At 74.9% G+C, this 22,443-nt stretch carries 23 protein-coding genes; 8 read left to right on the top strand and 15 right to left on the bottom strand.

The window, feature by feature from the left end:
* Positions 1 to 147: 147 nt before the first annotated feature.
* A complete protein-coding gene (gene moaA / locus AB0910_RS26865; RefSeq protein WP_366747229.1) occupies positions 148 to 1,137 on the bottom strand; it encodes a GTP 3',8-cyclase MoaA in 990 nt (329 codons plus the stop codon).
* Positions 1,138 to 1,488: 351 nt separating this feature from the next.
* On the opposite strand from moaA, the gene AB0910_RS26860 reads away from it, so the two are divergent.
* Entirely contained in the window at positions 1,489 to 3,036 is a 1,548-nt protein-coding gene (locus AB0910_RS26860; protein WP_366747228.1) for a S8 family serine peptidase, read from the top strand.
* Between the two features lie 78 nt (positions 3,037 to 3,114).
* Here the strand turns inward: AB0910_RS26860 and AB0910_RS26855 are convergent, their stop codons facing one another.
* Together AB0910_RS26855 and AB0910_RS26850 are read right to left on the bottom strand one after the other, a co-directional pair.
* Positions 3,115 to 4,164 carry a zinc-dependent alcohol dehydrogenase family protein gene (locus AB0910_RS26855; protein ID WP_366747227.1) on the bottom strand — a complete coding sequence of 350 codons (1,050 nt, stop codon included), beginning with the start codon at positions 4,162 to 4,164 and terminating at the stop codon, positions 3,115 to 3,117.
* A 433-nt stretch (positions 4,165 to 4,597) separates the two neighbouring features.
* The gene (locus tag AB0910_RS26850) at positions 4,598 to 5,251 is read right to left on the bottom strand and encodes a VIT family protein (protein WP_366747268.1); all 654 of its coding nucleotides are present in this window, start codon (positions 5,249 to 5,251) and stop codon (positions 4,598 to 4,600) included.
* Between the two features lie 230 nt (positions 5,252 to 5,481).
* Between AB0910_RS26850 and AB0910_RS26845 the strand changes: the two genes are divergently transcribed.
* Together AB0910_RS26845 and AB0910_RS26840 are read left to right on the top strand one after the other, a co-directional pair.
* Complete coding sequence (locus AB0910_RS26845; protein WP_366747226.1) at positions 5,482 to 6,507, top strand: DEDDh family exonuclease; 1,026 nt, start codon at positions 5,482 to 5,484, stop codon at positions 6,505 to 6,507.
* A 46-nt stretch (positions 6,508 to 6,553) separates the two neighbouring features.
* Positions 6,554 to 7,318, top strand: a complete 765-nt coding sequence (locus AB0910_RS26840) for an SDR family oxidoreductase (protein WP_366747225.1) — start codon at positions 6,554 to 6,556, stop codon at positions 7,316 to 7,318.
* Positions 7,319 to 7,363: 45 nt separating this feature from the next.
* Here the strand turns inward: AB0910_RS26840 and amaP are convergent, their stop codons facing one another.
* The 5 genes from amaP to AB0910_RS26815 all read right to left on the bottom strand — a co-directional run bounded on the left by amaP (position 7,364) and on the right by AB0910_RS26815 (position 9,803).
* Positions 7,364 to 7,954 (bottom strand): alkaline shock response membrane anchor protein AmaP, encoded by a 591-nt coding sequence (gene amaP / locus AB0910_RS26835; protein ID WP_366747224.1) that lies wholly within the window; start codon positions 7,952 to 7,954, stop codon positions 7,364 to 7,366.
* Between the two features lie 10 nt (positions 7,955 to 7,964).
* Positions 7,965 to 8,612 carry a DUF6286 domain-containing protein gene (locus tag AB0910_RS26830; protein WP_366747223.1) on the bottom strand — a complete coding sequence of 216 codons (648 nt, stop codon included), beginning with the start codon at positions 8,610 to 8,612 and terminating at the stop codon, positions 7,965 to 7,967.
* Positions 8,609 to 8,980 (bottom strand): hypothetical protein, encoded by a 372-nt coding sequence (locus AB0910_RS26825; protein WP_366747222.1) that lies wholly within the window; start codon positions 8,978 to 8,980, stop codon positions 8,609 to 8,611. The genes AB0910_RS26830 and AB0910_RS26825 overlap by 4 nt, the downstream gene beginning before the upstream one ends.
* Before the next feature lie 7 nt (positions 8,981 to 8,987).
* Positions 8,988 to 9,206 carry a hypothetical protein gene (locus AB0910_RS26820; protein ID WP_366747221.1) on the bottom strand — a complete coding sequence of 73 codons (219 nt, stop codon included), beginning with the start codon at positions 9,204 to 9,206 and terminating at the stop codon, positions 8,988 to 8,990.
* A gap of 66 nt (positions 9,207 to 9,272) precedes the next feature.
* Entirely contained in the window at positions 9,273 to 9,803 is a 531-nt protein-coding gene (locus tag AB0910_RS26815) for an Asp23/Gls24 family envelope stress response protein (protein WP_366747220.1), read from the bottom strand.
* Between the two features lie 94 nt (positions 9,804 to 9,897).
* On the opposite strand from AB0910_RS26815, the gene AB0910_RS26810 reads away from it, so the two are divergent.
* The 3 genes from AB0910_RS26810 to AB0910_RS26800 all read left to right on the top strand — a co-directional run bounded on the left by AB0910_RS26810 (position 9,898) and on the right by AB0910_RS26800 (position 11,817).
* A complete protein-coding gene (locus AB0910_RS26810; RefSeq protein ID WP_366747219.1) occupies positions 9,898 to 10,707 on the top strand; it encodes a hypothetical protein in 810 nt (269 codons plus the stop codon).
* An 83-nt stretch (positions 10,708 to 10,790) separates the two neighbouring features.
* On the top strand, positions 10,791 to 11,558 hold the full coding sequence (locus AB0910_RS26805) for a MerR family transcriptional regulator (RefSeq protein ID WP_366747218.1): 768 nt from the start codon (positions 10,791 to 10,793) through the stop codon (positions 11,556 to 11,558).
* 43 nt (positions 11,559 to 11,601) lie between these two features.
* Complete coding sequence (locus AB0910_RS26800) at positions 11,602 to 11,817, top strand: hypothetical protein (protein WP_366747217.1); 216 nt, start codon at positions 11,602 to 11,604, stop codon at positions 11,815 to 11,817.
* A gap of 147 nt (positions 11,818 to 11,964) precedes the next feature.
* Here AB0910_RS26800 and AB0910_RS26795 read toward each other — a convergent pair whose 3' ends face one another.
* The 4 genes from AB0910_RS26795 to AB0910_RS26780 form a co-directional block, all read right to left on the bottom strand.
* Positions 11,965 to 13,053, bottom strand: coding sequence for a L,D-transpeptidase (locus AB0910_RS26795; RefSeq protein ID WP_366747216.1), 1,089 nt, complete (start codon positions 13,051 to 13,053; stop codon positions 11,965 to 11,967).
* A 267-nt stretch (positions 13,054 to 13,320) separates the two neighbouring features.
* Positions 13,321 to 14,127 (bottom strand): enoyl-CoA hydratase/isomerase family protein, encoded by an 807-nt coding sequence (locus AB0910_RS26790; protein ID WP_366747215.1) that lies wholly within the window; start codon positions 14,125 to 14,127, stop codon positions 13,321 to 13,323.
* A 120-nt stretch (positions 14,128 to 14,247) separates the two neighbouring features.
* The gene (locus AB0910_RS26785; protein WP_006123601.1) at positions 14,248 to 14,469 is read right to left on the bottom strand and encodes a helix-turn-helix domain-containing protein; all 222 of its coding nucleotides are present in this window, start codon (positions 14,467 to 14,469) and stop codon (positions 14,248 to 14,250) included.
* Positions 14,470 to 14,887: 418 nt separating this feature from the next.
* Positions 14,888 to 16,486, bottom strand: a complete 1,599-nt coding sequence (locus AB0910_RS26780) for an ABC-F family ATP-binding cassette domain-containing protein (protein ID WP_366747214.1) — start codon at positions 16,484 to 16,486, stop codon at positions 14,888 to 14,890.
* 268 nt (positions 16,487 to 16,754) lie between these two features.
* On the opposite strand from AB0910_RS26780, the gene AB0910_RS26775 reads away from it, so the two are divergent.
* Positions 16,755 to 17,174: a VOC family protein gene (locus tag AB0910_RS26775; protein WP_366747213.1), complete on the top strand. Its 420-nt coding sequence runs from the start codon at positions 16,755 to 16,757 to the stop codon at positions 17,172 to 17,174.
* 96 nt (positions 17,175 to 17,270) lie between these two features.
* On the opposite strand, the gene AB0910_RS26770 is transcribed toward AB0910_RS26775, so the two are convergent.
* The 3 genes from AB0910_RS26770 to AB0910_RS26760 form a co-directional block, all read right to left on the bottom strand.
* Positions 17,271 to 18,593: a hypothetical protein gene (locus AB0910_RS26770; protein ID WP_366747212.1), complete on the bottom strand. Its 1,323-nt coding sequence runs from the start codon at positions 18,591 to 18,593 to the stop codon at positions 17,271 to 17,273.
* Positions 18,594 to 18,868: 275 nt separating this feature from the next.
* Positions 18,869 to 19,999 (bottom strand): alpha/beta fold hydrolase, encoded by a 1,131-nt coding sequence (locus AB0910_RS26765; RefSeq protein WP_366747211.1) that lies wholly within the window; start codon positions 19,997 to 19,999, stop codon positions 18,869 to 18,871.
* 62 nt (positions 20,000 to 20,061) lie between these two features.
* Positions 20,062 to 20,712 (bottom strand): class II aldolase/adducin family protein, encoded by a 651-nt coding sequence (locus AB0910_RS26760; RefSeq protein ID WP_366747267.1) that lies wholly within the window; start codon positions 20,710 to 20,712, stop codon positions 20,062 to 20,064.
* A 383-nt stretch (positions 20,713 to 21,095) separates the two neighbouring features.
* Here AB0910_RS26760 and AB0910_RS26755 point away from each other — a divergent pair, with 383 nt between their 5' ends.
* Positions 21,096 to 22,322 carry an inorganic phosphate transporter gene (locus AB0910_RS26755; protein WP_366747210.1) on the top strand — a complete coding sequence of 409 codons (1,227 nt, stop codon included), beginning with the start codon at positions 21,096 to 21,098 and terminating at the stop codon, positions 22,320 to 22,322.
* The last annotated feature ends 121 nt before the right edge of the window (positions 22,323 to 22,443 follow it).

Here is a 22,443-nt window from a genome sequence, read left to right as displayed (position 1 = left end):
GAGCCCCCGTCCGTCCACCGGGCCGGGCTGCCGCCGTGATCGGCGGGCCCGCCCCGAGGCCCTCATCGCACCACGGCCGCCGCCTCCTGTGACGGCGCGAACCGGCCATCGCGCGCGCACCCGCGCCCGGTCGGCCTGCGGCCCTGCTCAGCCGCCGATCGCCGACATCGGGCGGGAGGGCTGGAGGAACGAGGGGTCGTCGAGGCCGGATCCGGCCTTCTTGCCCCACATCGCGATCCGCCAGATCCGCGCCAGCTCCTCGTCCTGCGCGCCGTCGCGCAGGGCGGCGCGCAGGTCGGTCTCCTCGGTCGCGAAGAGGCAGGTGCGCACCTGGCCGTCGGCGGTGAGACGGGTGCGGTCGCAGGCCGCGCAGAACGGCCGGGTGACGGAGCCGATCACCCCGACCCGGTGCGGCCCGCCGTCCACGATCCACCGCTCGGCGGGCGCGGCGCCACGCGCCTGCTCGCCCTCGGGCTCCAGCCGGAAGCGGGTGGCGAGGGACTCCAGGATGTCCCCGGCGGTGATCATGCCGTCGCGCTTCCAGCCGTGCTGCGCGTCGAGCGGCATCTGCTCGATGAAGCGGAGCTCGTAGTCGTTCTCCACGGCCCAGGCGAGCAGGTCGGGGGCCTCGTCGTCGTTGAGCCCCGGCATCAGGACGGTGTTGACCTTGACCGGGGTGAGCCCGGCGGCACGCGCCGCCTCGAGGCCCGCGAGCACGTCCTCGTGCCGGTTGCGGCGGGTGAGGGTCTTGAAGACCTCGGGGCGCAGGGTGTCGAGGGAGACGTTGACCCGGTCGAGCCCGGCCGACTTCAGCGCCTCCGCCGTGCGCTTGAGCCCGATGCCGTTGGTCGTCAGCGACATCCGGGGCCTGGGTTCGAGGGCCGCGACCCGCTCCACGATCCCGACGAGCCCGGGCCGCAGCAGCGGCTCCCCGCCGGTGAAGCGGACCTCGGTGATGCCGAGCGAGGTCACGGCGACCCGGATGAGGCGGACGATCTCGTCGTCGGTGAGCAGCTCGGACTTGCCGAGCCACTGGAGACCCTCCTCCGGCATGCAGTACGAGCAGCGCAGATTGCACCGGTCCGTGAGCGACACCCGCAGATCGGTGGCGACCCGGCCATACGTGTCAATGAGCACTGTGCGGCCTCCCGGTATCGCTGATCCGACGCCTCCGAGGGTACGTCAGCCCCGGGGCGCGGCGTGTACCCCGTTTGCCATGAGCCGGACAGCCCCGCGTCGTGCGGTCCTACGGCGCGCTTCCGCACGTCCGCGCGTCCGGGCGGGACGCAGGGCCCGGCGCGGGGCGCCCGCAGGGCCGAGCGCACGGCCGGGCCGGTGTCTTTTCGGCCGGGGCGATTGATGGACCCCGGCCGGCGGGATAAGTTCCTTCGTCACGCACGCCATGTCATGAACACAACGATGGCGGGTCCCGGCCCGCCGCCGCACCGCACGGACGACACCGCCGCACCGCACGGAAGTGGAGATTCCATGGCCCGCAGGGAACACGACGCCCGTCCACGCCGCCCGCGCAGACGGCGGCCCGCCGCGATCGCCGCAGCGGCCGTCATCGCCGCCTCGCTCGGCCTGCTGCCCGCCACCGCCGCCGCGGTGCCCGCCGCCCCTGCCGCGACCACAGCGGCAACGGGACCGAACCTGACCTATGTGGTCAACACCCGCGGCGGGCTCGTCACCGACACGCTCGTACGGCACGCCCTGACCCGCGCGGGCGGCACCCTCGTCACCTCGTACGACAGGATCGGCGTGCTCGTCGCCACCTCGCGCGACCCCGGCTTCGCCGCGGCGATGCGGAAGGTGTGGGGCGTGCAGTCGGCGGGCGCGACCAGGACCGCGCCGCTGCCCGCCGAGTCGGTGGCGGACGAGGGCGCGCCGAAGCCGCTGTCCGCCGCGCAGGCCGCGGCGGCCGGGCGGGAGCGCGCGGCGGGCCAGGACCCGCTCGAACCGCTCCAGTGGAACCTGCCGGCCATCAGGGCGGACAAGGCGCACGAGCGGACGCTGGGCAGCAGGAGCGTCACGGTCGGGGTGATCGACACGGGCGTCGACGACACCCACCCGGACATCGCGCCCAACTTCGACCGCGCGGCCTCGGTCGACTGCGTGAGCGGGAAGCCGGACACCTCGCCCGGCGCGTGGCGGCCGACCGCGCAGGACAGCCCGCACGGCACGCACGTGGCCGGCGAGATCGCGGCGGCGAAGAACGGCGTGGGCATGACGGGCGTCGCGCCCGGCGTGCGGGTGGCGGGCATCAAGGTGGCGACGCCCGCGGGCCTCTTCTACACGGAGTCGGTGGTCTGCGGCTTCATGTGGGCGGCCGACCACGGCGTGGACGTGACCAACAACAGCTATTACACCGACCCGTGGTACTTCAACTGCATCGACGACCCGGACCAGAAGGCCCTGGTGGAAGCGGTCACCCGGGCGAGCAGGTACGCCGAGAGCCGGGGTACGGTCAACGTCGCGGCCGCGGGCAACGAGAGCTACGACCTGACGGCGCCCACGCTCACCGACCCGTCGAGCCCCGACGACGGCACCCCCGTCCCCCGGGAGGTCGACACCGCGAAGTGCTACGACATCCCGACCGAGCTGCCGGGCGTCGTCACGGTCTCGGCGACCGGCGCCAAGGGCCTGAAGTCGTCGTACTCGAACTACGGGAACGGGGTCATCGACATCGCCGCGCCCGGCGGCGACAGCGACGCGTACCAGAAGCCCGCGCCGCCGGCCCGGAGCGGTCTGATCCTCGGCACCCTGCCGGGCGGCGGCTGGGGGTACATGGCGGGCACGTCGATGGCGACGCCACACGTGGTGGGCGTCGCCGCGCTGATCAGGTCGGTGCACCCGCACGCCTCGGCCGCCGCGGTCAAGGCGCTGCTGTACGGGGAGGCCGACGCGAGGGCGTGCGGGAAGCCGTACGACATCAACGGCGACGGCACCGTGGACGCGGTGTGCGAGGGCACGGCGCGGCACAACGGCTTCTACGGCGCGGGCGTCGCCGACGCGCTGGACGCCGTGCGCCGCTAGGCGGCGGCGCACGCGGGGCGCGGGGGCGTACGCCTCCCCCGCGCCCCGGTCCTCCCCGGGGCCTCCCAGGGCTGCCGCTCAGAAGGCGATGAGGACCTTCAGCGCCTCGCGGTCGTTCATCGCGCGGTAGCCCTCGGCGACCTGGTCGAGCCCGATGGTGCGGTCGAAGACGGGCGACGGGTCGATCGTGCCGTTGACGACGTCCTCCAGCAGTTCGGGCAGGTAGCGGCGGACCGGCGCGATGCCGCCGCGCAGCCCGATGTTGCGGTCGAAGAGGTGGCGCAGGTCGATGCCGTCGCCGCTGCCGTGCGGCGCACCGACATAGCCGACCGAGCCGCCGGGGCGGGTGATCCGCAGGGCGGTGGTCATGGACTGCTCGGTGCCGACGGCCTCGACGACCGCGTGCGCGCCCTCGCCCTTCGTCAGCTCGCGCACCGCCTCCACGGCCTCGTCGCCGCGCTCGGCGACGACGTGGGTGGCGCCGAACGACCTGGCGATGTCGGTCCGCGCGGTGTGGCGGCCCAGGATGACGATCTGCTCGGCGCCGAGGCGCCTCGCGGCGAGCACCGCGCACAGGCCGACCGCGCCGTCGCCGACGACCGCGACGGTCCCGCCGGCGCGCACGCCCGCGCCGACGCACGCGTGGTGTCCCGTGCCCATCACGTCGGAGAGGGTGAGCAGGGAGGCGAGCATCCGGTCGTCGGACGCGGCCTCCGCCGGCAGCTTGACGAGGGTGCCGTCGGCGTACGGCACACGGACGGCCTCGCCCTGCCCGCCGTCCTGCGCGAAGCCGCCCCAGCCGCCGCCGTGCACGCAGGACGTCTGCACGCCCTCGCGGCAGAAGTCGCAGACGCCGTCGGAGTACATGAACGGCGCGACGGCCAGGTCGCCCGGTGCGAAGCCGGTGACCTCGGAGCCGGTCTCGGTCACCACGCCGAGGAACTCGTGCCCGATGCGCTGGCCAGGCCGCGGCCCCTGCGCCACCTCTCCGCGGTAGGGCCACAGGTCGCTGCCGCAGATGCAGGCGCGCAGGACCCGCACGACCGCGTCGGTGGGCTGCCGCACGACCGGGTCGGGGACCTCCTCGACCTCGATGTCGTACGGGGCGTTGATGACAGTGGCACGCATTCCGGTGTTCCTCGCTCCAGGTCGCGGCGGGCGCGGTGCCGGGCACGCGCGGCGCGGTCCTGCGGCCCGCACGGCCGCGGGACGGGCTGACGGCCGAGGCCTGTCCGTACGCCGCGTGTCCGGCACCCTGCGGACGCCCCTCACGGTACGCGCGTCCCCCGCGCCCGGCGCGCCGCCCCGCCCCGGCCCCCATCGTGGGTCGGCTCGGAGCGACGCGGCCCGGCGCAGCGAGGGGCGGCGCGGTCCGGCACAGCGCAGTCCGGCCCAGCGAGGGGCGGCGCGGCCCGGAGCGGCCCGGGGCGGCGCGTGCCGCCCCGGGGCGGCACGGCGCGGGGGGCGGCGCGGCCCGGGGCGAGGCGCTCGATGTGAGGCGGTACGGCGCGACGCGGTGCGGCGTCAGTCGATGCGGCGCGGCGCGACGGTGTGGGGCCGCTCAGCCGATGCCCGCGGCGCCGAGCAGCGCGCCCGCGGCGTAGGTGACGCCCATGGCGACCGCTCCGCCACCCACGTTGCGCAGTAGCGCCCGGCCGACGGGGGCGGCGCCGAGGCGCGCGCTGCCCCAGCCGGTCAGCGCCAGCGCGGCGAGCACCGAGAGCACCGTCACGGTGAGCCGCCACGGCTGCGGCGGCAGCACGATCGCGAGGAGCGGCAGCAGCGCGCCCGCCGTGAAGGAGAGGAAGCTCGCGCCCGCCGCGCGCCAGGGGTCGGTGAGGGCGTCCGGGTCGATGCCGAGCTCCTCGCTCGCGTGGGCGCGCAGCGCGTCGCGGCGCGTCAGCTCGCGCGCCGCCCTGGCCGCGACCTCTTCGGAGAGCCCACGCTCCCTCAGCAGGTCGGCCAGCTCGGCGAGTTCCTCCTCCGGCTGCTCGCGCAGCTCGCGGCGCTCGACGGCGAGGGCGGCGCGCTCGGAGTCGCGCTGGGTGGAGACCGACACGTACTCCCCCGCGGCCATCGACATCGATCCGGCGAGCAGCCCCGCGAGACCCGCCGTCAGAAGCGCGCCGCGCGCCGGGGTCGCGCCCGCGACACCGACCACGATGCCCGCCGTGGAGACGATGCCGTCGTTGGCGCCGAGCACCGCGGCGCGCAGCCAGTTGAGGCGCGGGCCGAGCGCGTCGCCGTGCTGCTCCTCGTGGGCTCCCCCGCCTCCCCCGGGGCGCGCACCGCGGCGCGCTTCGCCCGGTTCGCGCGGATCGTCCGGCGAACCGCCGTGCCCGGTATCCGTGTTCGTCACTGCGGGAGCGTCTCATCCGGAGCGCCCCGGGGCCGCTGCGGCGTGCGGGCGGCGCGCCGCGCTGTCGGTGCGGGCCCGTATCCTCTGTGACCATGCTCGACGACCGTACGACAGCAGCGCCATGGCCGGCCGCGTATCCCCGGGGGTACGCGGTCGTCGACGTGGAGACCACCGGACTCGCCCGGGACGACCGGATCATCTCTGCTGCCGTCTACCGGCTCGACGCGCGCGGCGAGGTCGAGGACCACTGGTACACGCTCGTCAACCCGGAGCGCGATCCGGGGCCCGTATGGATTCACGGACTCACGAGCGAGGTGCTCGAAGCCGCGCCCCTCTTCCCCGACATCGCGGCGGAGTTCGCGGCGCGGCTCGACGGCCGGGTCCTCGTCGCGCACAACGCCGTCTTCGACTGGTCGATGATCGCCCGCGAGTACGCGCGGGCGCGGCTGACGGCGCCGACCAGGCAGCGGCTGTGCACCATCGCGCTCTCCAAGGAACTGGGGCTGCCGCTGCCCAACCACAAACTGGAGTCGCTCGCCGCGCACTTCGGCGTCGTGCAGCAGCGCGCGCACCACGCGCTCGACGACGCGCGCGTGCTGGCGGAGGCGTTCCGCCCGAGCCTCCGGGCGGCGGCACGCGGGGGCGTGCGGCTGCCGCTGCTCGAATGCCGCCCGCTGACGGAGTGGACGGACAGCCCCGCGCGACCCCGCGTGGGCTACCAGCCGTCGGGCGGGCACGGCTACGCGCGCAGTTGGCGCGCCTCGCGCAAGCGCCCGGCGTGCCCGTACCCGAACCCCGGGCGCTACGAGCCGGGCGGGACGCTGGTGCAGGGCATGCGGGTGGCGTTCTCCGGCGACACCTCCGTCGACCGCGACCTGCTGGAGGACCGGGCCGTCGAGGCCGGGCTCCACGTGGCGACGAGCGTGTCGCGCCTGACGAGCCTCCTCGTCACCAACGACCCGGGATCGACGACCTCGAAGGTAGTGAAGGCCGCCGCCTTCGGCACCCCGGTGCTCGACGAGGCGGCCTTCTGCCACCTGCTGCGGGACGTGGCGCCCGCGGGGCGTCCCGCCGTGCCGCCGCCCGCGCCCGCGCCCGACGCCGAGGGCTGAGCGCCCGGCGGCCGGGCCGGGCGGCCCGCGTGGTAACGATGTCCCCATGGATCTCGGACTGAAGGACCGTGTGTACGTCGTCACCGGCGGCACACGAGGGCTCGGGCGTGCCGCGGCGCAGGCGCTCGCGGAGGACGGCGCGAAGGTCGTGGTCTCGGGCCGCGACGGCAAGCAGGTCGCGGCGGCCGCCGCCGACCTGGGCGCGGGCGGCGCGGCCGTGCTGGGCGTCGCTGCGGACAACGCGGACCCGACGGCCGCGCAGCGCCTGGTGCACGGCGCGAAGGAACGCTTCGGCCGGTTCGACGGCGTGCTGGTCAGCGTCGGCGGGCCGCCGGCCGGCTCGGCGGCCGACACCGCGGACGAGCAGTGGCAGGACGCGTTCGAGTCGGTCTTCCTCGGCGCGGTCAGGATCGCGCGCACCGCGGCCGAGGAGCTCGGCGAGGGCGGCGTGATCGCGTTCGTGCTCTCCGGGTCCGTGTACGAGCCGATCCCCGGCCTCACCCTCTCCAACGGGCTCAGGCCAGGGCTCGCCGGCTTCGCCAAGTCCCTCGCGGACGAGCTGGGTCCGCGCGGCATCCGCGTGGTGGGCCTGCTGCCCGCCCGTATCGACACCGACCGGGTGCGCGAGCTGGACGCGCTGGGCGGGGATCCCGAGGCGACCAGGGCCGCGCAGGTGGCGCGCACCCCGCTGCGCAGGTACGGGACGCCCGAGGAGTTCGGCAGGGTCGCGGCGTTCCTGCTCTCCCCCGCGGCCTCCTACCTCACGGGCCTGATGGTCCCGGTGGACGGCGGCGCACGGCGCGGCTTCTGAGGGGCCGCGCGCCCGGTGCGCGAGGGAACGGCAGGGGCGTCCGCGTCACCTGACGCGTTCGGCCCGGTGGCGGGCGGCGCGCAGGCGGACCTCGGCGGGCAGCGAGTCGAGGCCCGCCGACTCACGCGCGTGGGCCAGGGCCTCGTCCGTCACACGGGCGAGGGTCGCATCGGGCGCTGCGTACGGTTCGAGCAGGACCTTCATCCGGGCGGCGGGCGCGCGCCTGCGGCGCCCGGTCAGCAGGGCCTGCGCGCGGGAGACGCCCTCGTCCGCCTCGGTCTCCCGCTCCAGGACGTCCTCCAGGGCGCGTCCGCACACGCGGGCGCCCTCCCCGTCGCCGCTGTCGACCAGCACCTCGGCCAGCCGCGCCCGCCTGAACTGGGCCAGCAGCCACCACAGTCCGAGCAGCAGCAGGACGGCGAGCGCCGCGATCACCACGGGCCAGAACCACCCCTCGCCCCGCCAGCGGTAGCGGTCGGCATGGCTGAGCAGGGTGTCGTGCGGCCCGCTGTACGGCCACCAGGACGGGACGGACCAGCCGGCGCCGACCGCGACCACCACGCCGCCCGCGCACAGCAGGACCAGGCCGGCCAGGCAGAGCGCCAGCCGGTTCACGAGCCGCAGCAACCGGAACATCCGTCGTCACTCATCCCTTCTTCGGGGGCCTTGCGACCTTCACCCTGACCGCGGGCGGCTTCGCGAGGCCGAGGTCGCGCACGCCCGCGGCGAGCGCGTCCGCCAGGTCGCCGCGCACGTCGTCGAGCGGCCTGAAGTGGGCCTGCGCGCGCGCCGTCGCCCGGTGCCGCTTCACCTTGACCCGGACGGACTGCACGCCGGGCACCTCCATCGCACGGTCGCGCAGCACCAGCGCCGCCGCGTCCCGGTCGAGCCCCGCGCGCACGGCGGGCCCGCGGCCGAGCATCGGCAGCACCGCCCGCAGGCCGGGCGTGACGGCGAGCCAGATCAGCCAGACGCCGAGCGCCATCGCCACGGACCCGCCGACGAGGGCCGCCGTGCTGTCGAGGTGCCGTTCGGCGAGCTCCCGCGCGAGACGGCGCCGCCAGTACATGGCGGGCCGGTCGGCCCGTACGGAGACCACGTCGTACAGCATCAGTCCCGAGGCCCCGAGCAGGACGGCGGCCGCGAGCGCGGCGGGCACGCGCCTGCTCGACCAGAACCGGCCCGCGCGCCGGTGCCCCTGCGGGGCCCGGTCGGCACGTCCGGTGTTTCCGGTGCCGCCCGGCCGCTCGCGCGGGGCGTCCCGCAGGGTCTCGGTGGGCCGCTCGTGGCTCATCGGGGTCCTCCTGACGCCGTGGTGCGGGAGTCGACCGAGTGCAGCCGCTCGACCTGGACCTGCACCTCCGGCACGGTCATCCCCGCCAGGTGATTCACCCGTTCCGCGACCCGCAGCCGGACGGCGCCGCACTGCGCGCCGATGTCCGACGGGTAGTCGAGTTCGAGCCCGACGCGGACGCGCGCGTGGTCCTTGTGCACGGTGACCGCGGCGTGCGGCACGTCGCCGCCCTCGGGGACCCCGTGGAAGAGGGCCTCGCGGGCCGCCTGCGCCGCGATCTTGGCGACGACGCGGTCCGCGATCGTCGTCGAACCGCGCTCGCCCGGCGCGACGTCGTCCGGGTCCGGCGCCGTGTGGGCCGTCGTCACGACGCGCTCACCGCCGCCAGTCGCCGCGGTCGCGGTCGCGGTCCCGATCCCGGTCGCCGCGGCTGCGGAAGAAGTCCCCCGCTTCCAGGTCGCCGTCGGCGAACCGGCCGAGGAGGAAACCGATCGCGCCGAGCACGGCCACGACCACGAACGCGCCGAAACCCCCGAAATATCCGGCGAACCCCAGTGCCACGCCGGCCGCGAGGCCGGCCACCGCCATGCTCATCCCGTACTCCGCTCACTGTCGGTTGCGCTGTCTGCCGGGCCGGGGGCCCGCCGTCTCACCGGCTGCTCACTGCAGGCGGGAGTCCTGCTCGTCGTCGTCCTCGTCGTCGGGCAGCTTGACGTCGCTGACCGCGATGTTGACCTCGACGACCTCCAGGCCCGTCATGCGCTCGACGGCCGCGACGACGTTCTCCCGCACATCGCGTGCGACGTCGGCGATCGCCACGCCGTAGTCCACGACGATCTCCAGGTCGAGCGCCGTCTGCACCTCGCCGACCTCGGCCTTGACGCCGCGCGTCACGGATTTGCCGCTGCCGCCGCCAGGGACACGGTCGCGCATCGCGCCGAAGGTCCGCGACACGCCGCTGCCCATGGCGTGCACGCCGACCACGTCGCGGGCAGCGAGGCCGGCGATCTTCTCGACCACGCCGTCCGCGATGGTCGTACGGCCGCGCGACGCGGGCGCGCCGCCGCCGCGCTTGCCGGAGGACGAACCGCCGGACGACTGGCCACTGGAGGATCCGGACGGCGAAGGCGTCGTGCTCGAGCCGCCGGAGCCGGTGGAGCCGAACTGGTCACGAGGTGTGTTCTCAGGCATAGCCACTCGTCCCTTTCCGGACTGTTTGCTGCTCTCTGTCCCACATTAGGTGCGCTTGCCGGACTGCGCGCCGGGAATGCGGCAGGCTGCCTCCATGACGACTGCGCACGACACGCACGGCAGCGAGGGGTGGCAGGCGGGGGTACGGCGGCGGCTGGGCCTCGGCAGGCTGCTGCCGCTCGGCTCAGCGGAGGACGGCTCCTGGCTCGCCGAGCGGGCCGCCGCCGGGGCCCTGCGGGCCGCGGGAGAACAGGCCACGGCAGGGGCCGCCGTCCTCGGCAGGCTCCGGGTGGGCCCTGCGGAGGACCCGGCGGAGCGGGACGGCCAGGGAGAGGGGGCCGCAGGGGAGGGCGCCGGGCCGCCCCCGCCACCGAGCGCGCTGCCGCCGGGGCCGCTCGCGGTGCGGGCCGAGTTCGAGGCGGGGCACGACGAGCCGCTGCCCGCGGTGGCCGAGCGGCTCAGGGAGGCCCTTTCGACCTGCGCACGCGAGGCCCTCGGGCTGCGGGTGACCCGGGTCGACCTGCGGGTCACGGGGCTGCGGGACGGGGATGCCGGGGAGAACGCGGAGAGCGGGAAGAACGCCGAGCACGCCGGGAACGCCGGGAACGCCGGGAACGGGGACGGCAAGGGCCCGGACGCCCCCGGCACCGGGGCGGCGGAAAAACCCGGTCCCGTTGACCCGGACGAGGTACCCGGCGTGACGGACGTGCCGGGAGTGGCCCGTCCGACGAGGGTGCTGGGCCGCGCCGTGACCGAGTCCCCCGCGGGCGACCTGCGGGTCGAGCTGGCCACCGCGGCCGGCCACCGCCCGCTCGACGTGGCGCGGGCCGTACGCCTGGCGCTCGCCGCCCAGCGCCCCGGGACGCGGTCGGTGGCCGTGGTGGTGACGGAGGTGGGCTGCTAGGCCGGGTCCCCCGGCAGGGGCGTGCGAGAGAAGGCGGCGCCGCCGCTTGAACCTCACGCGGCGTGAGGATGCAGGGTGGGTCCATGACCACGTCAGGGACCTGGAAGGTGGGCCCGCTCGCGGAGGCGAGCGGCCTGACCGTGCGCACGCTGCACCACTGGGACGCCATCGGCCTGCTCAGCCCCTCGCGGCGCACCTCGGGCGGCCACCGGGAGTACACCGAGCAGGACCTCGTGCGCCTCTACCAGGTGCTCGCCCTGCGCGGCCTGGGGCTGGGCCTCGACACCATCGCCGTCTGCCTCGACGTCGGCGTGGACGCGGAGCGGCTGGTCGAGGACCATCTGGCGGGCGTGGAGGCGTCCATCGCCGCGCTCGGCGCCCTGCGGGAGCGGCTGGTGCGGCTGGGCCGTGCGCTGGCGTCCGACGGGCCGGCCCCGGCCGCCGCCCTGCTGGACGCGCTGCGGGCGCTCGGCGGCACCGGGCCCGAGAGCCTGGAGGCGCTCGGCCGCCATCTGGACGGCGGCCGGATCGAGGTGCTGCGCGCGCGGGCCGCCGCCCTCGGCCCCTCGGCCCACTACCTGCTCGACGTCGAGTGGCCCGAGCTGTACCGCAGGGCCGAGCGGTGCCGCGCGGCCGGGGTCCCCGCCACCGACCAGCGGGTCCGCAGGCTTGCGGCCCGGATGGACGAGCTGAGCGCCCTGTTCACCGGCGGGGACGCGGGCATCTCCGCCGGGGTGCGGGCCGCCTGGGCCGACGACCCGGCCGCCATGTCGGGGGACCCGGGCGCGCCGGGCGACGACTGGCGTGAGCTGGCCGCGTATCTGGACCGCGCACGCGACGCCCCCGCCTGAACGCACTCCCCCTCATGCCCTCCCCGCAGAAAGAAGCCAGGCCATGGACAGCCGCACCCGGATCCGCACCGCCCTGCTCTCGGCGGTCCCGACCCTCCTCACCCTTCCGGCCGTCTGCGTGCTCGCCGCGTTCGGCGTGGTGCCCTGGGCGCTGCTCCTGTGCGTACCGGCGGCGCTCGCGGTGCACGCCGGTGTCAGCTTCGCCCGGCTGAAGGGGCGGCCGCGGGAAACCGGGCCGGGGAGCCCGGGTCACGTATGAGCCCCGCCGCCGCGGGCGGCGGAAGCCCGGCGCGGGAAAACCGGGCGCGGACCGGAATTCCGGCTTTCTCCCGGCATTTCCGCGAGGCCGCCGCCCTCTGCCATCCTTTGCGCCCGGAAATGGTCTTGCCGTGGCGCAGAGGCGGCATCAGTACGGCAGGGTGGTGCCCGCGCCGCTGCCGCTTCCCGCGAGCCACTGCGACCAGGAGAGGTTGAAGTCGGCGTAACCGTTGTCCGCTGCCGCCTTGCCGCGCGGCGAGCCGGTGATCGTGATCGGGTCGCCCTGCTTCACGTAGCGGTAGAACCACTTGGCGTCGGCCAGCGAGAGGTGCACGCAGCCGTGCGAGCCGACGCTGTGCCCGGGGTACGGGTCGCCCGTCGAGTAGTGCAGGTACGTGCCCGAGTTGGTGAGGTGGACGTCCCAGGGCAGCGTCAGGTCGTAGTAGTCCTTGTCCTTCTTGTCGCAGCTGATGCCGACGCTGCACGAGGTCATCCGGACCTTGGGCTGCTTGTCGATCACGGCCATGGTGCCGTCCCAGGAGGGCCAGGACGTGCTGCCGGCGTCGATCGGGACGGTGCGCACGGTGGCGCCGTCGCGGGTGACCCGCATGGTGTGCGCGGTGACCGAGACGGTGGCCTCCACGTCGTCGCCGATGGTGAAGGCGTGGTGGTAACTGTGCGTCCCCACACGGCCGTTGCCGTTGGAGACACCCGCCAGGTCGGCGTCGACCGCGACCTTGGTGCCGGGCTTCCAGTACGACTTCGGGCGCCAGTCCACCCGGGTGCCGCTGAACCAGTGCCACGCCCCGGTCGTCGCGCGGGACGCCGACACCTTGAGATGGCGCTCGACCGCGGAGCGGGCGGAGGGCGCCACGGGGTCGGTGAAGACGACCGAGACGGGCATCGCCACGCCGACGGTCGCCCCGCCGGTGGGCGTGATGGTGTTGAGCAGCATCGGAGGCGGGGCGGGCGCCTTCTTCTGTGTCGCGGATGCCGTCGTGGCGGGTGCGCTCGGCTGCCGGGTCGCGGGGGCGGACGCGGTGTGCGTGGGCGAGGCCGAGGAGGCGGGCGCCGAGGGCGCGGGGTCGCTCGTGGTCGGCGCCGGCGCCGCGGCCGTGGTGTGCGGGGCCGCGGCGTCGGCCGCGGCCGAGGTGCCACCGGCCCCACAGGCGCCGGCCCCCGCGAGTACCGCCCCCACCAGGAACACCGCGCCTATGCTGCCTTTTCTCCGGCCCATTCTCGCCGCCCCACTCCTGTCATTCCGTCAGAGGTCGCCCGCGCGTGTCGCGCCACGCGTGCGGACCCCTGAAAGACTGGCACAGAGCGAGCAAAGCGCGCACCACATCAGGGCTTTTCACAGGCTCGCACGGCGAGAGTGTTGTCACACGGAAAGACAATTCAGCCATGCGCAAGGGGAAATAAGGCCGGTCCCGAATTCGATCATCAGAATGGATCTTTGAAATTGATCACTGATCACCGGGACAGGGACCGGCCGCCCCGGCCGTCAGTCGCCGAGTCCTGCGAGATCGCGCAGCCGCCTCGCCTGGGCGGCGCGCTCCGCGGCGCGCTGCTCGTCGTAGGTACGCGCCGACGCCTCACGCAGCAGCGCCTTGGTCTCGATGACGGCGGAGCGGGGCGCGGCGAGCAGCGCCGCCGTCAGGTCGGCGACGGCCGCGTCGAGGTCGGCGCGGGCCACGGTGAGGTTGGCGAGGCCGATGCGGGCCGCCTCGTCGGCGTGGACGAAGCGCCCGGTCACGCAGATCTCCAGCGCGCGCCCGTATCCCACGAGACTCACCAGGGGGTGGGTGCCCGTGAGGTCGGGGACGAGCCCGAGGCTGGTCTCGCGCATGGCGAACCGGGCGTCGTCGGCCGCGATCCGCAGATCGCAGGCGAGCGCCAGCTGGAAGCCTGCCCCGATGGCGTGCCCCTGGACGGCGGCGACGGACAGCAGGTCGTTGCGGCGCAGCCAGGTGAAGCAGGACTGGTACCCGGCGATGACGTCGTCGAGCTCGGCGTCGCCGAGGCGTGCCAGCTCGGGGAAGGACTGCTCGCCCTCGAAGCCCTCGGGCGTGAACGCCTGCCGGTCGAGTCCGGCGGAGAAGGACGGGCCCTCGCCACGCACCACGACCACGCGCACACTGCCCGGCAGTGACGCCCCGGCCTCGGCAAGCGCCCGCCACAGGGCGAAAGACTGGGCGTTGCGCTTCGCCGGGTTGGTCAGCGTCACCGTCGCGACGGCGTCCTCGACGGTGAGCCGCACGCCGTCCTTGTCGAGGACGGGTACGGGGTCGAGCGATTCCGAGGTGGTCATGCGGGCCTCCGGTCCGGGCAGTACGGCGGCCGCGCCGTGCGGCGCGGTGCTAAGTGACTGCACAGTAACCACCGGGCGACCAGGTCGGCCGCCCAGGGGTCACCACCGGACCGGCGACGGTCAGGCCGAGGCGGCCTTCTTGCCGCGCGTGGCTCCGCCACGTCCCCGCAGAGTCACTCCGGACTCGCTCAGCATCCGGTGGACGAACCCGTAGGAGCGGCCGGTCTCCTCGGCCAGCGCCCGGATGCTCGCACCGGAGTCGTATTTCTTCTTGAGGTCTGCCGCGAGCTTGTCGCGCGCGGCGCCGGTCACCCGGCTGCCCTTCTTCAGAGTCTCGGCCACCCGTGCCTCCTCATGGGAAGTGCGCTCTGGACTTCTCATGATCACCCCTAGCGGCCCTCCTGGCCACCCGTTCGGCAAGGTCCGCTCGACATGAGGGGGCGCACTTCAACATTCCAGCACGAATGGAATTGGCCGTTCCCATGGCCGCGGCCTGTCACCTTTCCGCTGGTGGGGAAGGAAACCGCTGGTCAGCAGGTGAGATAAGGAGAGGCCGCGGCGAGGGGCACCGGCAGGTGGAAAGTGCACGCGGCCGCGCCGCAGGAGTAGACGGCATCCCCCAGATGATGGATCACCACTGAGCCGAATGATCCATATGGAGTGGATCACCGCCGCCGTGCCCGCCCGTCACCTGCGGACTCCGGTGCCCTGCGGTGATCGTCCGGTCACCGCAGGGCACCGCGCGCACCACCCTACCGGGTCAGGCGAGCGCCACCAGGTCCTTGTAGTCGGCACCCCACAGGTCCTCGACGCCGTCGGGCAGCAGGATGATCCGCTCGGGCTCCAGGGCGTCGACGGCGCCCTCGTCGTGGGTCACGAGGATGACCGCGCCCTTGTACGTGCGCAGCGCGCCGAGGATCTCCGCGCGGCTCGCCGGGTCGAGGTTGTTGGTGGGCTCGTCGAGCAGCAGCACGTTGGCCGAGGAGACCACGAGCGTGGCGAGCGCGAGACGGGTCTTCTCGCCGCCGGAGAGCACCCCGGCCGGCTTGTCGACGTCGTCGCCCGAGAACAGGAAGGAGCCGAGCGTCTTGCGGACCTCGACCAGGTCGAGGTCGGGGGCGGAGGAGCGCATGTTCTCGAGGACCGTGCGCTCCGGGTCGAGCGTCTCGTGCTCCTGCGCGTAGTAGCCGAGCTTGAGGCCGTGGCCTGGGGTCACCTGGCCGGTGTCCGGCTTCTCCACGCCCGCGAGGAGCCGCAGCAGTGTCGTCTTGCCCGCGCCGTTGAGGCCGAGGATGACGACGCGGGAGCCCTTGTCGACGGCGAGGTCGACGTCGGTGAAGATCTCCAGGGAGCCGTAGGACTTCGACAGGCCCTCGGCCGTCAGGGGTGTCTTTCCGCACGGCGCGGGCTCGGGGAAGCGCAGCTTGGCGACCTTGTCGGACTGGCGCACCTCTTCGAGCCCGGCGAGCAGCCGCTCGGCCCTGCGGGCCATGTTCTGCGCCGCGACGGTCTTGGTGGCCTTGGCGCGCATCTTGTCGGCCTGCGAGTTGAGCGCGGCGGCCTTCTTCTCCGCGTTGGCGCGCTCGCGGTGGCGGCGCTTCTCGTCGGCCTCGCGCTGCTGCTGGTAGAGCTTCCAGCCCATGTTGTAGATGTCGATCCTGGAGCGGTTGGCGTCCAGGTAGAACACCTTGTTGACGACCGTCTCGACCAGGTCCACATCGTGGGAGATGACGATGAAGCCGCCGCGGTACGACTTGAGGTAGTCGCGCAGCCAGACGATGGAGTCGGCGTCGAGGTGGTTGGTCGGCTCGTCGAGGAGCAGGGTGTCCGCGTCGGAGAACAGGATGCGGGCGAGCTCGACGCGGCGCCGCTGGCCGCCGGAGAGGGTGTGCAGCGGCTGGCCGAGCACCCGGTCGGGCAGGCCGAGCGCGGCCGCGATGGTGGCGGCCTCGGCCTCGGCCGCGTAGCCGCCCTTGGTGAGGAACTCCGTCTCCAGGCGCTCGTACCTCCGCATCGCCTTCTCGCGGGTGGCGCCCTGGCCGTTGGCCATGCGGTCCTCGTTCTCCCGCATCTTCTTCAGGACGGTGTCGAGGCCGCGGGCCGACAGCACGCGGTCGCGGGCGAGGGTGTCGAGGTCGCCGGTGCGCGGGTCCTGCGGGAGGTAGCCGACCTCGCCGCTGCTCGTGATGGTCCCCGCGGCGGGCTGGCCCTCGCCCGCGAGGCACTTGGTGAGCGTGGTCTTGCCCGCGCCGTTGCGGCCGACGAGGCCGATGCGGTCGCCCTTGGCGACGCGGAAGGTGGCGGACTCGATGAGGATGCGGGCGCCGGCGCGCAGTTCTACGCCGGATGCGGTGATCACGGTAAGACTCCAGGGCGGTTCAGGACGGCGGAAGGGCAGCGGAGGGTGCTCGACGCCGCTAATGCACAAGGAGAAATGCCATGCGGACATTCTAGCCGCCGGGCCGCGCGGCCCGTGCCGCCGGGCCGCCGCGCCTCCGGATGCGGCGGGCACGGCGTCCGCACTGTTCAGGGACGTCAGGGAGGCCGTTGTCCGTGGCGGGTGGAAGACTGAGACGCAGGTCACAGTCGAGCGGCCGGAACGGAATCCGACGGAAGAGGTGAGCGCCATGGCCGGAGGACCGGGGATCTGCCCCACGCTGCTGTACGACGACGCGAAGGCGGCGATCGCGACACTGAAGGACGCCTTCGGCTTCTCGGAGATCGCCGTGTACGAGGCGGACGACGGCACGGTGCTCCACGCGGAGCTGGGGTTCGGCTCGGGCGTGGTGATGCTGGGGTCGAGGCGCCGGGAGGGCGTCTTCGCCGAGGCGATGGCGGATGCGGGGCCCGTCGGCTGCTACGTGGTGGTGGAGGGCGGCCCTGCCGCGCTCGACGCGCACCATGCGCGGGCGGCCGCGCACGGCGTGGAGATCCTGATGGGCCCCGCCGATCAGGACTACGGCTCGCGTGACTATCTGGCGCGGGACGCCGAGGGCAATGTGTGGGGCTTCGGGACGTACGCGCCCGGGGCGGCGGAAGGGGGCTGAGCAGGCCGCCGCAGGGGCTGCCGGGTTCCCGGGGCGGGCGCGGTGCGGGCCCCGGGACCGGGCCGTGGCGACGCGGGGGTGCGGGCGCGCCGGCGGTCAGGCCCCGCCGGTGTGCACCTGGAAGGCGGCCCTGCGCACGGCCTTCGCGAGCGCGGGGTCGGGGTGGGCCGCTGCGAGCGCCACCAGCACCTGGACGGTCCTGGGGTGCCCTATGGCGCGGACCTCCTCGATGAGGGCGGGCACATTGCCCTGCACCGCCGAGTCGAGGTGGCGCACGAGCAGTTCGCTGTCGCCGTGGTCCGCGACGGCGGCCGCCGTGTCGACCCACAGCCAGGTCGACTCCTCGCGGGTGAGGATGGACTGGGCGTCCTCCGGGTCGGCGCCCTCGTACTCGGCGAGCCAGATCAGGGCGTAGGGCCGCAACTGGGGCTCGTCCACCACGGCGCGCACGGCGGGCTCGGCGGGCGCGCCGACGACGCGCAGCGCCTCGAAGGCGAGGCCGCGCAGCAGGGCGTCCTCGCCGCGTGCGACGGCGACCAGTTCGCTGACGGCGCTCGACACGGTGCGGGCGGCGAGCCAGGCCCGGTACTCGGCGCGCGCGGGGCCCGGGGTCAGCTGGGCGCAGCCGCGGAGCATGTCCTGCGCGGACTGCTCGATGTTCCCCGCGGGGCTCTGCGCGGCGACGCAGATCTGTTCGAGCTTGACCCAGACGGCCCAGTTGCCGAGCGGGGTCAGGGTCGCCTGGCCCTCCCCCAGGGTGAGCGCGCCGACCGCGGCGAGCCCCTCAAGGGCCCAGCGCAGCAGCGGCGCGAGGGAGCGGGCCGTGGGCACCTCGGCGGGGGCGGGGCCGGCGGGCACCGGCTCGGCGTCGGGGGCTGCGGGGCCGTAGAGGACCTCGCAGCGCTCCTCGTGCAGTTCGGCGACGCGCTGGGCCAGCAGGTCGAGGAGGGCGGGCGCGGTGACGGGCCCTGCGGAGAGCTGGAGGAGGGAGAGCACCTGGGGGACGGACTCGATCACCTCGGAGACGAGGCCGGGGTCGACGTCGTCGGGCGCGGGGTGGATCAGCGACCACGCGTCGAAAAGCGCGACCCAGCCGCGCAGGACGGCGCTGTCGTCGCTGTCCCAGGCGTGCAGCCGCCAGCCGGGGCGTACGACGCCGTCGTGGAGTTCCACGAGGCCGGAGAGCTTGGCGCGGTCCCAGGCCGCGTGCGCCTGTGCCGGTGTCAGCCCGAGCGCGGCGACGGCGCGTTCCAGAGCCTGGCTGCCCAGGGGCCCGGGGCCCGGATCGCCGTCGGCCGCGGCCCAGTGGGCGATCCCCACCGCGTCGGAGAGCACGGCCCTCGCCTGGCGCGCCAGCTCCGGACGGGGCGGTGTGCCCTCCGGCGGGCGGGGGGCCTGGCGGTTGCGTCCGGTGGTCACGGCCCTTCGGGCGGAGGCCAGCGGCTGCGACGGGACGAGTCGGAGTCTGGAGTTGCGCGCCAATTGCTCATCAGGCTTTCGGGACGTCACGGATGGCAGTCTCCACGCTGACCGCCCGAAAGCCCAAACGGAACGTGTCGCGCGGGTCGGTGGCCGGTGCGGAGTGGATGTCTCTCAGTGCTGTGCCCGATGGGTGCCGCCGGGCCCCCGGGTGGCGGCACCCCTGCGGAGACGGGTGTTCCCGCAGTTCACAGGCGGCATCGGGGACGGTCGGTTCACATCAGGGGGGTGATGAAGCGACGGAGGGCCTCCTCGTAGCCCTCGGGGTCGGCGTTCCACATCGCAGCGTGGGGCGCATCCGGAACGGCGTGGAGGCTGATCAGATCGGGCCTCTTGGCCACCATGGCACGGGAGATGCCCCAGGGGGCGACGGTGTCGGCGGGGCCGTGCAGCAGCAGCGCGGGGACGTCGAGGCCGCGCGGGAAGTCGGCGGCCGCGGTCTTCGCCCGGCCGAGCCCCGTCCTGCCCTGGGCGGCCCGCACGGCGAGCGGCACGAGAGGCGCGGGGGTGCGGCGGGCGGCGGCGAGCGCCCTGAGGGTGACCTGCCAGTCGAGCACGGGCGAGTCGAGGACGAGGCCGCTGATCCGCATCCGGTGCCGGGAGTCCGCCACGCAGCGCAGCGCCATGGTGGCGCCGGTCGACCAGCCGTAGAGGATCACGCGTGCGGCCCCGTGGCGCAGGGCGAAGCCGATGGCGCCGTCGAGGTCGTGCCACTCGCTCTCGCCGAGGTGGCCGAGCCCTTCGCGGGGCCGGGGCGCGCCCTCGTCGCCGCGGTAGGCGACCGCGAGGACGGGGAAGCGGCGCCCCGCGAGGAACGGCATGACGTTCATGGCCTGCGCGCGGCCGGTGCCGAGGCCGTGCACGCAGATCACCCAGGTGTCGCGGGCGCCCGGCACGAACCAGGCGGGCGAGTCGCCGAGTTCGCCGGGGACGCGGACCTCGCGGTGGTCGAGCCCGAGGGCGGTGCCGGGGTCGCCCGCGTGCACCTCGGGGGTGAAGCGGAGCCGCGTGCCGGGGGTGAGGTCGCCCCGGTCGACGCGCAGCAGGCGCCGTACGACGGTGTCCGCTGTGCGCTGGGCGTCCTCGGCGACCTGGCCGACCGCGGCGTGCACGCCGGGCCCCCTGAGTCCGTAGGTGCCGGGGCGCAGGGAGGCGAGGCTGCGGGTGAGGGTGACCCGGCCGGCGGCCGTGGCGTGCACGGTCACCTTGGGGTCGGACGGCAGGGGCCGCCGTGGCGGCGCCTTGAGGGCAGCGTCGCTCGCGTAGCGGCCGACCGCGACCGCCGCGGCCGCGCCGACTCCGATCACTGTGGTGACGGCCGCTGCCGTCGCTGTAGCCGGGCGCACCCCCCAAGTGTCCGGGGCCCGGGGCGCGCGCGCCAGTGGGCGTGCGCCGCCGCGCGCGCCGGTCAGCCGCGGGTGTCCGCGGGGCGCTGCCCGTACCCCGCGAGCTTCCCCGCGACGCGGTCGATCTCCTCGGGCGGCAGCAGCGACGGCGTCCGGCCGGGCACGGCAGCCGCGGTCAGCCACAGCCTGCACATCCACTCCAGCTGCGCCGTACGGTCGTACGCCTGGTCGAGCGAGGCGCCGTAGGTCACGGCGCCGTGGTTCTGCAGGAGGCAGCCGGTGCGCCCGTCGAGCGCTTCGAGCATCCGCTCGGCGAGCGCGTCGGTGCCGTACGTCGCGTACGGGGCGACGCGCACGGGCCCGCCGAGCGCCGCCGTCATGTAGTGGACCGGCGGCAGCTCGTCGACGAGGGTGGAGACGGCGGTCGCGTGGACGGCGTGCGTGTGCACGACGGCGCGGGCGCCGGTGGTGCGGTACACGGCGAGGTGCATGGGCAGCTCGCTCGTGGGGGTGAGCGTCCCGAGCACCTGGGTGCCGTCGAGCCGCACGGCGACGGTGTCGCCGGGGCCGAGCCGGTCGTAGGGCACGCCGCTCGGAGTGACGAGGACGAGGTCGCCCACGCGCACGGAGACATTGCCCGAGGTGCCGACGACGAGCCCCTCGGCGGCCGTCCTGCGCGCGGTGGCGACGAGGTCGAGCCACGGGCCTGCCAGCGCGGCGCCTGTCCCGAGCCCCTCCGCCGGCGGCCCGGCAGCGCCCGCCGGGCCGGCGCCGGGCCCCGTGCCTGCGCTGCCTGCCGTGCTTTCGGTGCCTGCGGTGTCTGCCACGGTCGCCGTCTCCGTCCCCTGCTGTTCCGCTGTGTTCCGCCGGTGGTGCGCGGCGGCGCCGCACGTCCGGGTCGATCGTGCCAGCGCGGACGGCCGCGCGGGAGCGCGGGCCCCCCGCGCGTGCGGGGCGTCGGGGCGCGGCGCCCCGGCGCGCGGCCGAGGGGCCGTCAGGAGAGACACCGCGAATACCTGCCTAGTTCATCTTGCGTTCACCCGGGCTCCCTACGTTCATCTCGGCCACCCACCCCGTCGAACGATTGCCTGGGTCCATGGAGCATGTGACGCTGCTGCTCGCGGTCGTGATCGCGACAGCCCTCGCGTTCGATTTCACCAACGGCTTCCACGACACCGCCAACGCGATGGCCACGACCATCTCGACCGGTGCCCTGGGCCCGAAGGTCGCGGTGGGGATGTCCGCCGCGCTCAACCTCGTCGGCGCGTTCCTCTCGGTGGAGGTCGCCAAGACGATCTCCGGCGGGATCGTCGACGAGAGCGGCATCAGAACCCAGGTCATCTTCGCGGCCCTGGTCGGCGCCATCCTCTGGAATCTGGTCACCTGGCTGCTCGGGCTCCCTTCAAGCTCCTCGCACGCCCTGTTCGGCGGCCTGATCGGCGCGGCCGTGATGTCCGCGGGCGTCTCGGCGGTCGACGGCGGCGTCGTGGTCACCAAGGTGCTGCTGCCCGCGGTCGCCGCGCCCGTGGTGGCGGGGCTCGCCGCCCTCGTCGCCTCCCGCCTCACCTTCCGCATCGGGCGGCACGCGGACGACGCGGCCACCGCCAAGGGCTACCGCGCGGGGCAGATCGCCTCGGCCGCGCTCGTCTCCCTCGCGCACGGCACCAACGACGCGCAGAAGACGATGGGCGTGATCACGCTCGCGCTGGTCACCGGCGGTGTACTGGCGCCCGGTTCGAACCCGCCGGTCTGGGTGATCGTCTGCTCGGGCCTCGCGATCGCGCTCGGCACGTACATCGGCGGCTGGCGGATCATCCGCACCCTGGGCACGGGCCTGACCGACCTCAGGCCCCAGCAGGGGTTCGCCGCGCAGACCAGCGCCGCGATCTCCATCCTCGCCTCCTCGCACCTCGGCTTCTCGCTCTCCACCACGCAGGTCTGCTCGGGCGCCGTGATGGGCGCGGGGCTCGGCCGCAGGGGCGGGGTGGTGCGCTGGTCGACCGCGACCCGCATGGCGGTCGCCTGGTGCCTGACGCTCCCGGCCGCCGCGCTGGTCGCCGCAGGCGCGGAGCTCCTCACCGGGCAGGGCACCTGGGGCATCGTCCTGGTGGGCGCGGTGCTCGTGGTCTGCGCCGCGGCGATCTGGCGCGCCGCGCGCCGCCGCCCGGTCACCGCGGAGAGCGTCGCGCCGCGGCCGACGCCGGTGGAGCCGCTGCCCGGCCCGCAGCCGGGACCCGCGGCCCAGGCGCCGGTGCTCGACGCCGGCCTGAGCGCGAGCATCCCGGCGCCCGCGGCGGCGCCCTCCCCTTCGGCCGCCGCGTGAGCGGCCGGGAGGGCCGCGGTCCCGACCGGCCCGCGCGCACGGCCCCCCGCCCGCACGCGGCGTCGGATCCGCCGGCCCGGGAGCAGGCACGAGAGCAGGAGCACAGCCGCATGAGCGACGA

It is taken from the genome of Streptomyces sp. NPDC047002 (assembly GCF_040704505.1).
Lineage (GTDB): Bacteria > Actinomycetota > Actinomycetes > Streptomycetales > Streptomycetaceae > Streptomyces.
Note: the sequence above shows the minus strand (reverse complement) of the source record. Positions and strands in the feature narration are given on the sequence as shown.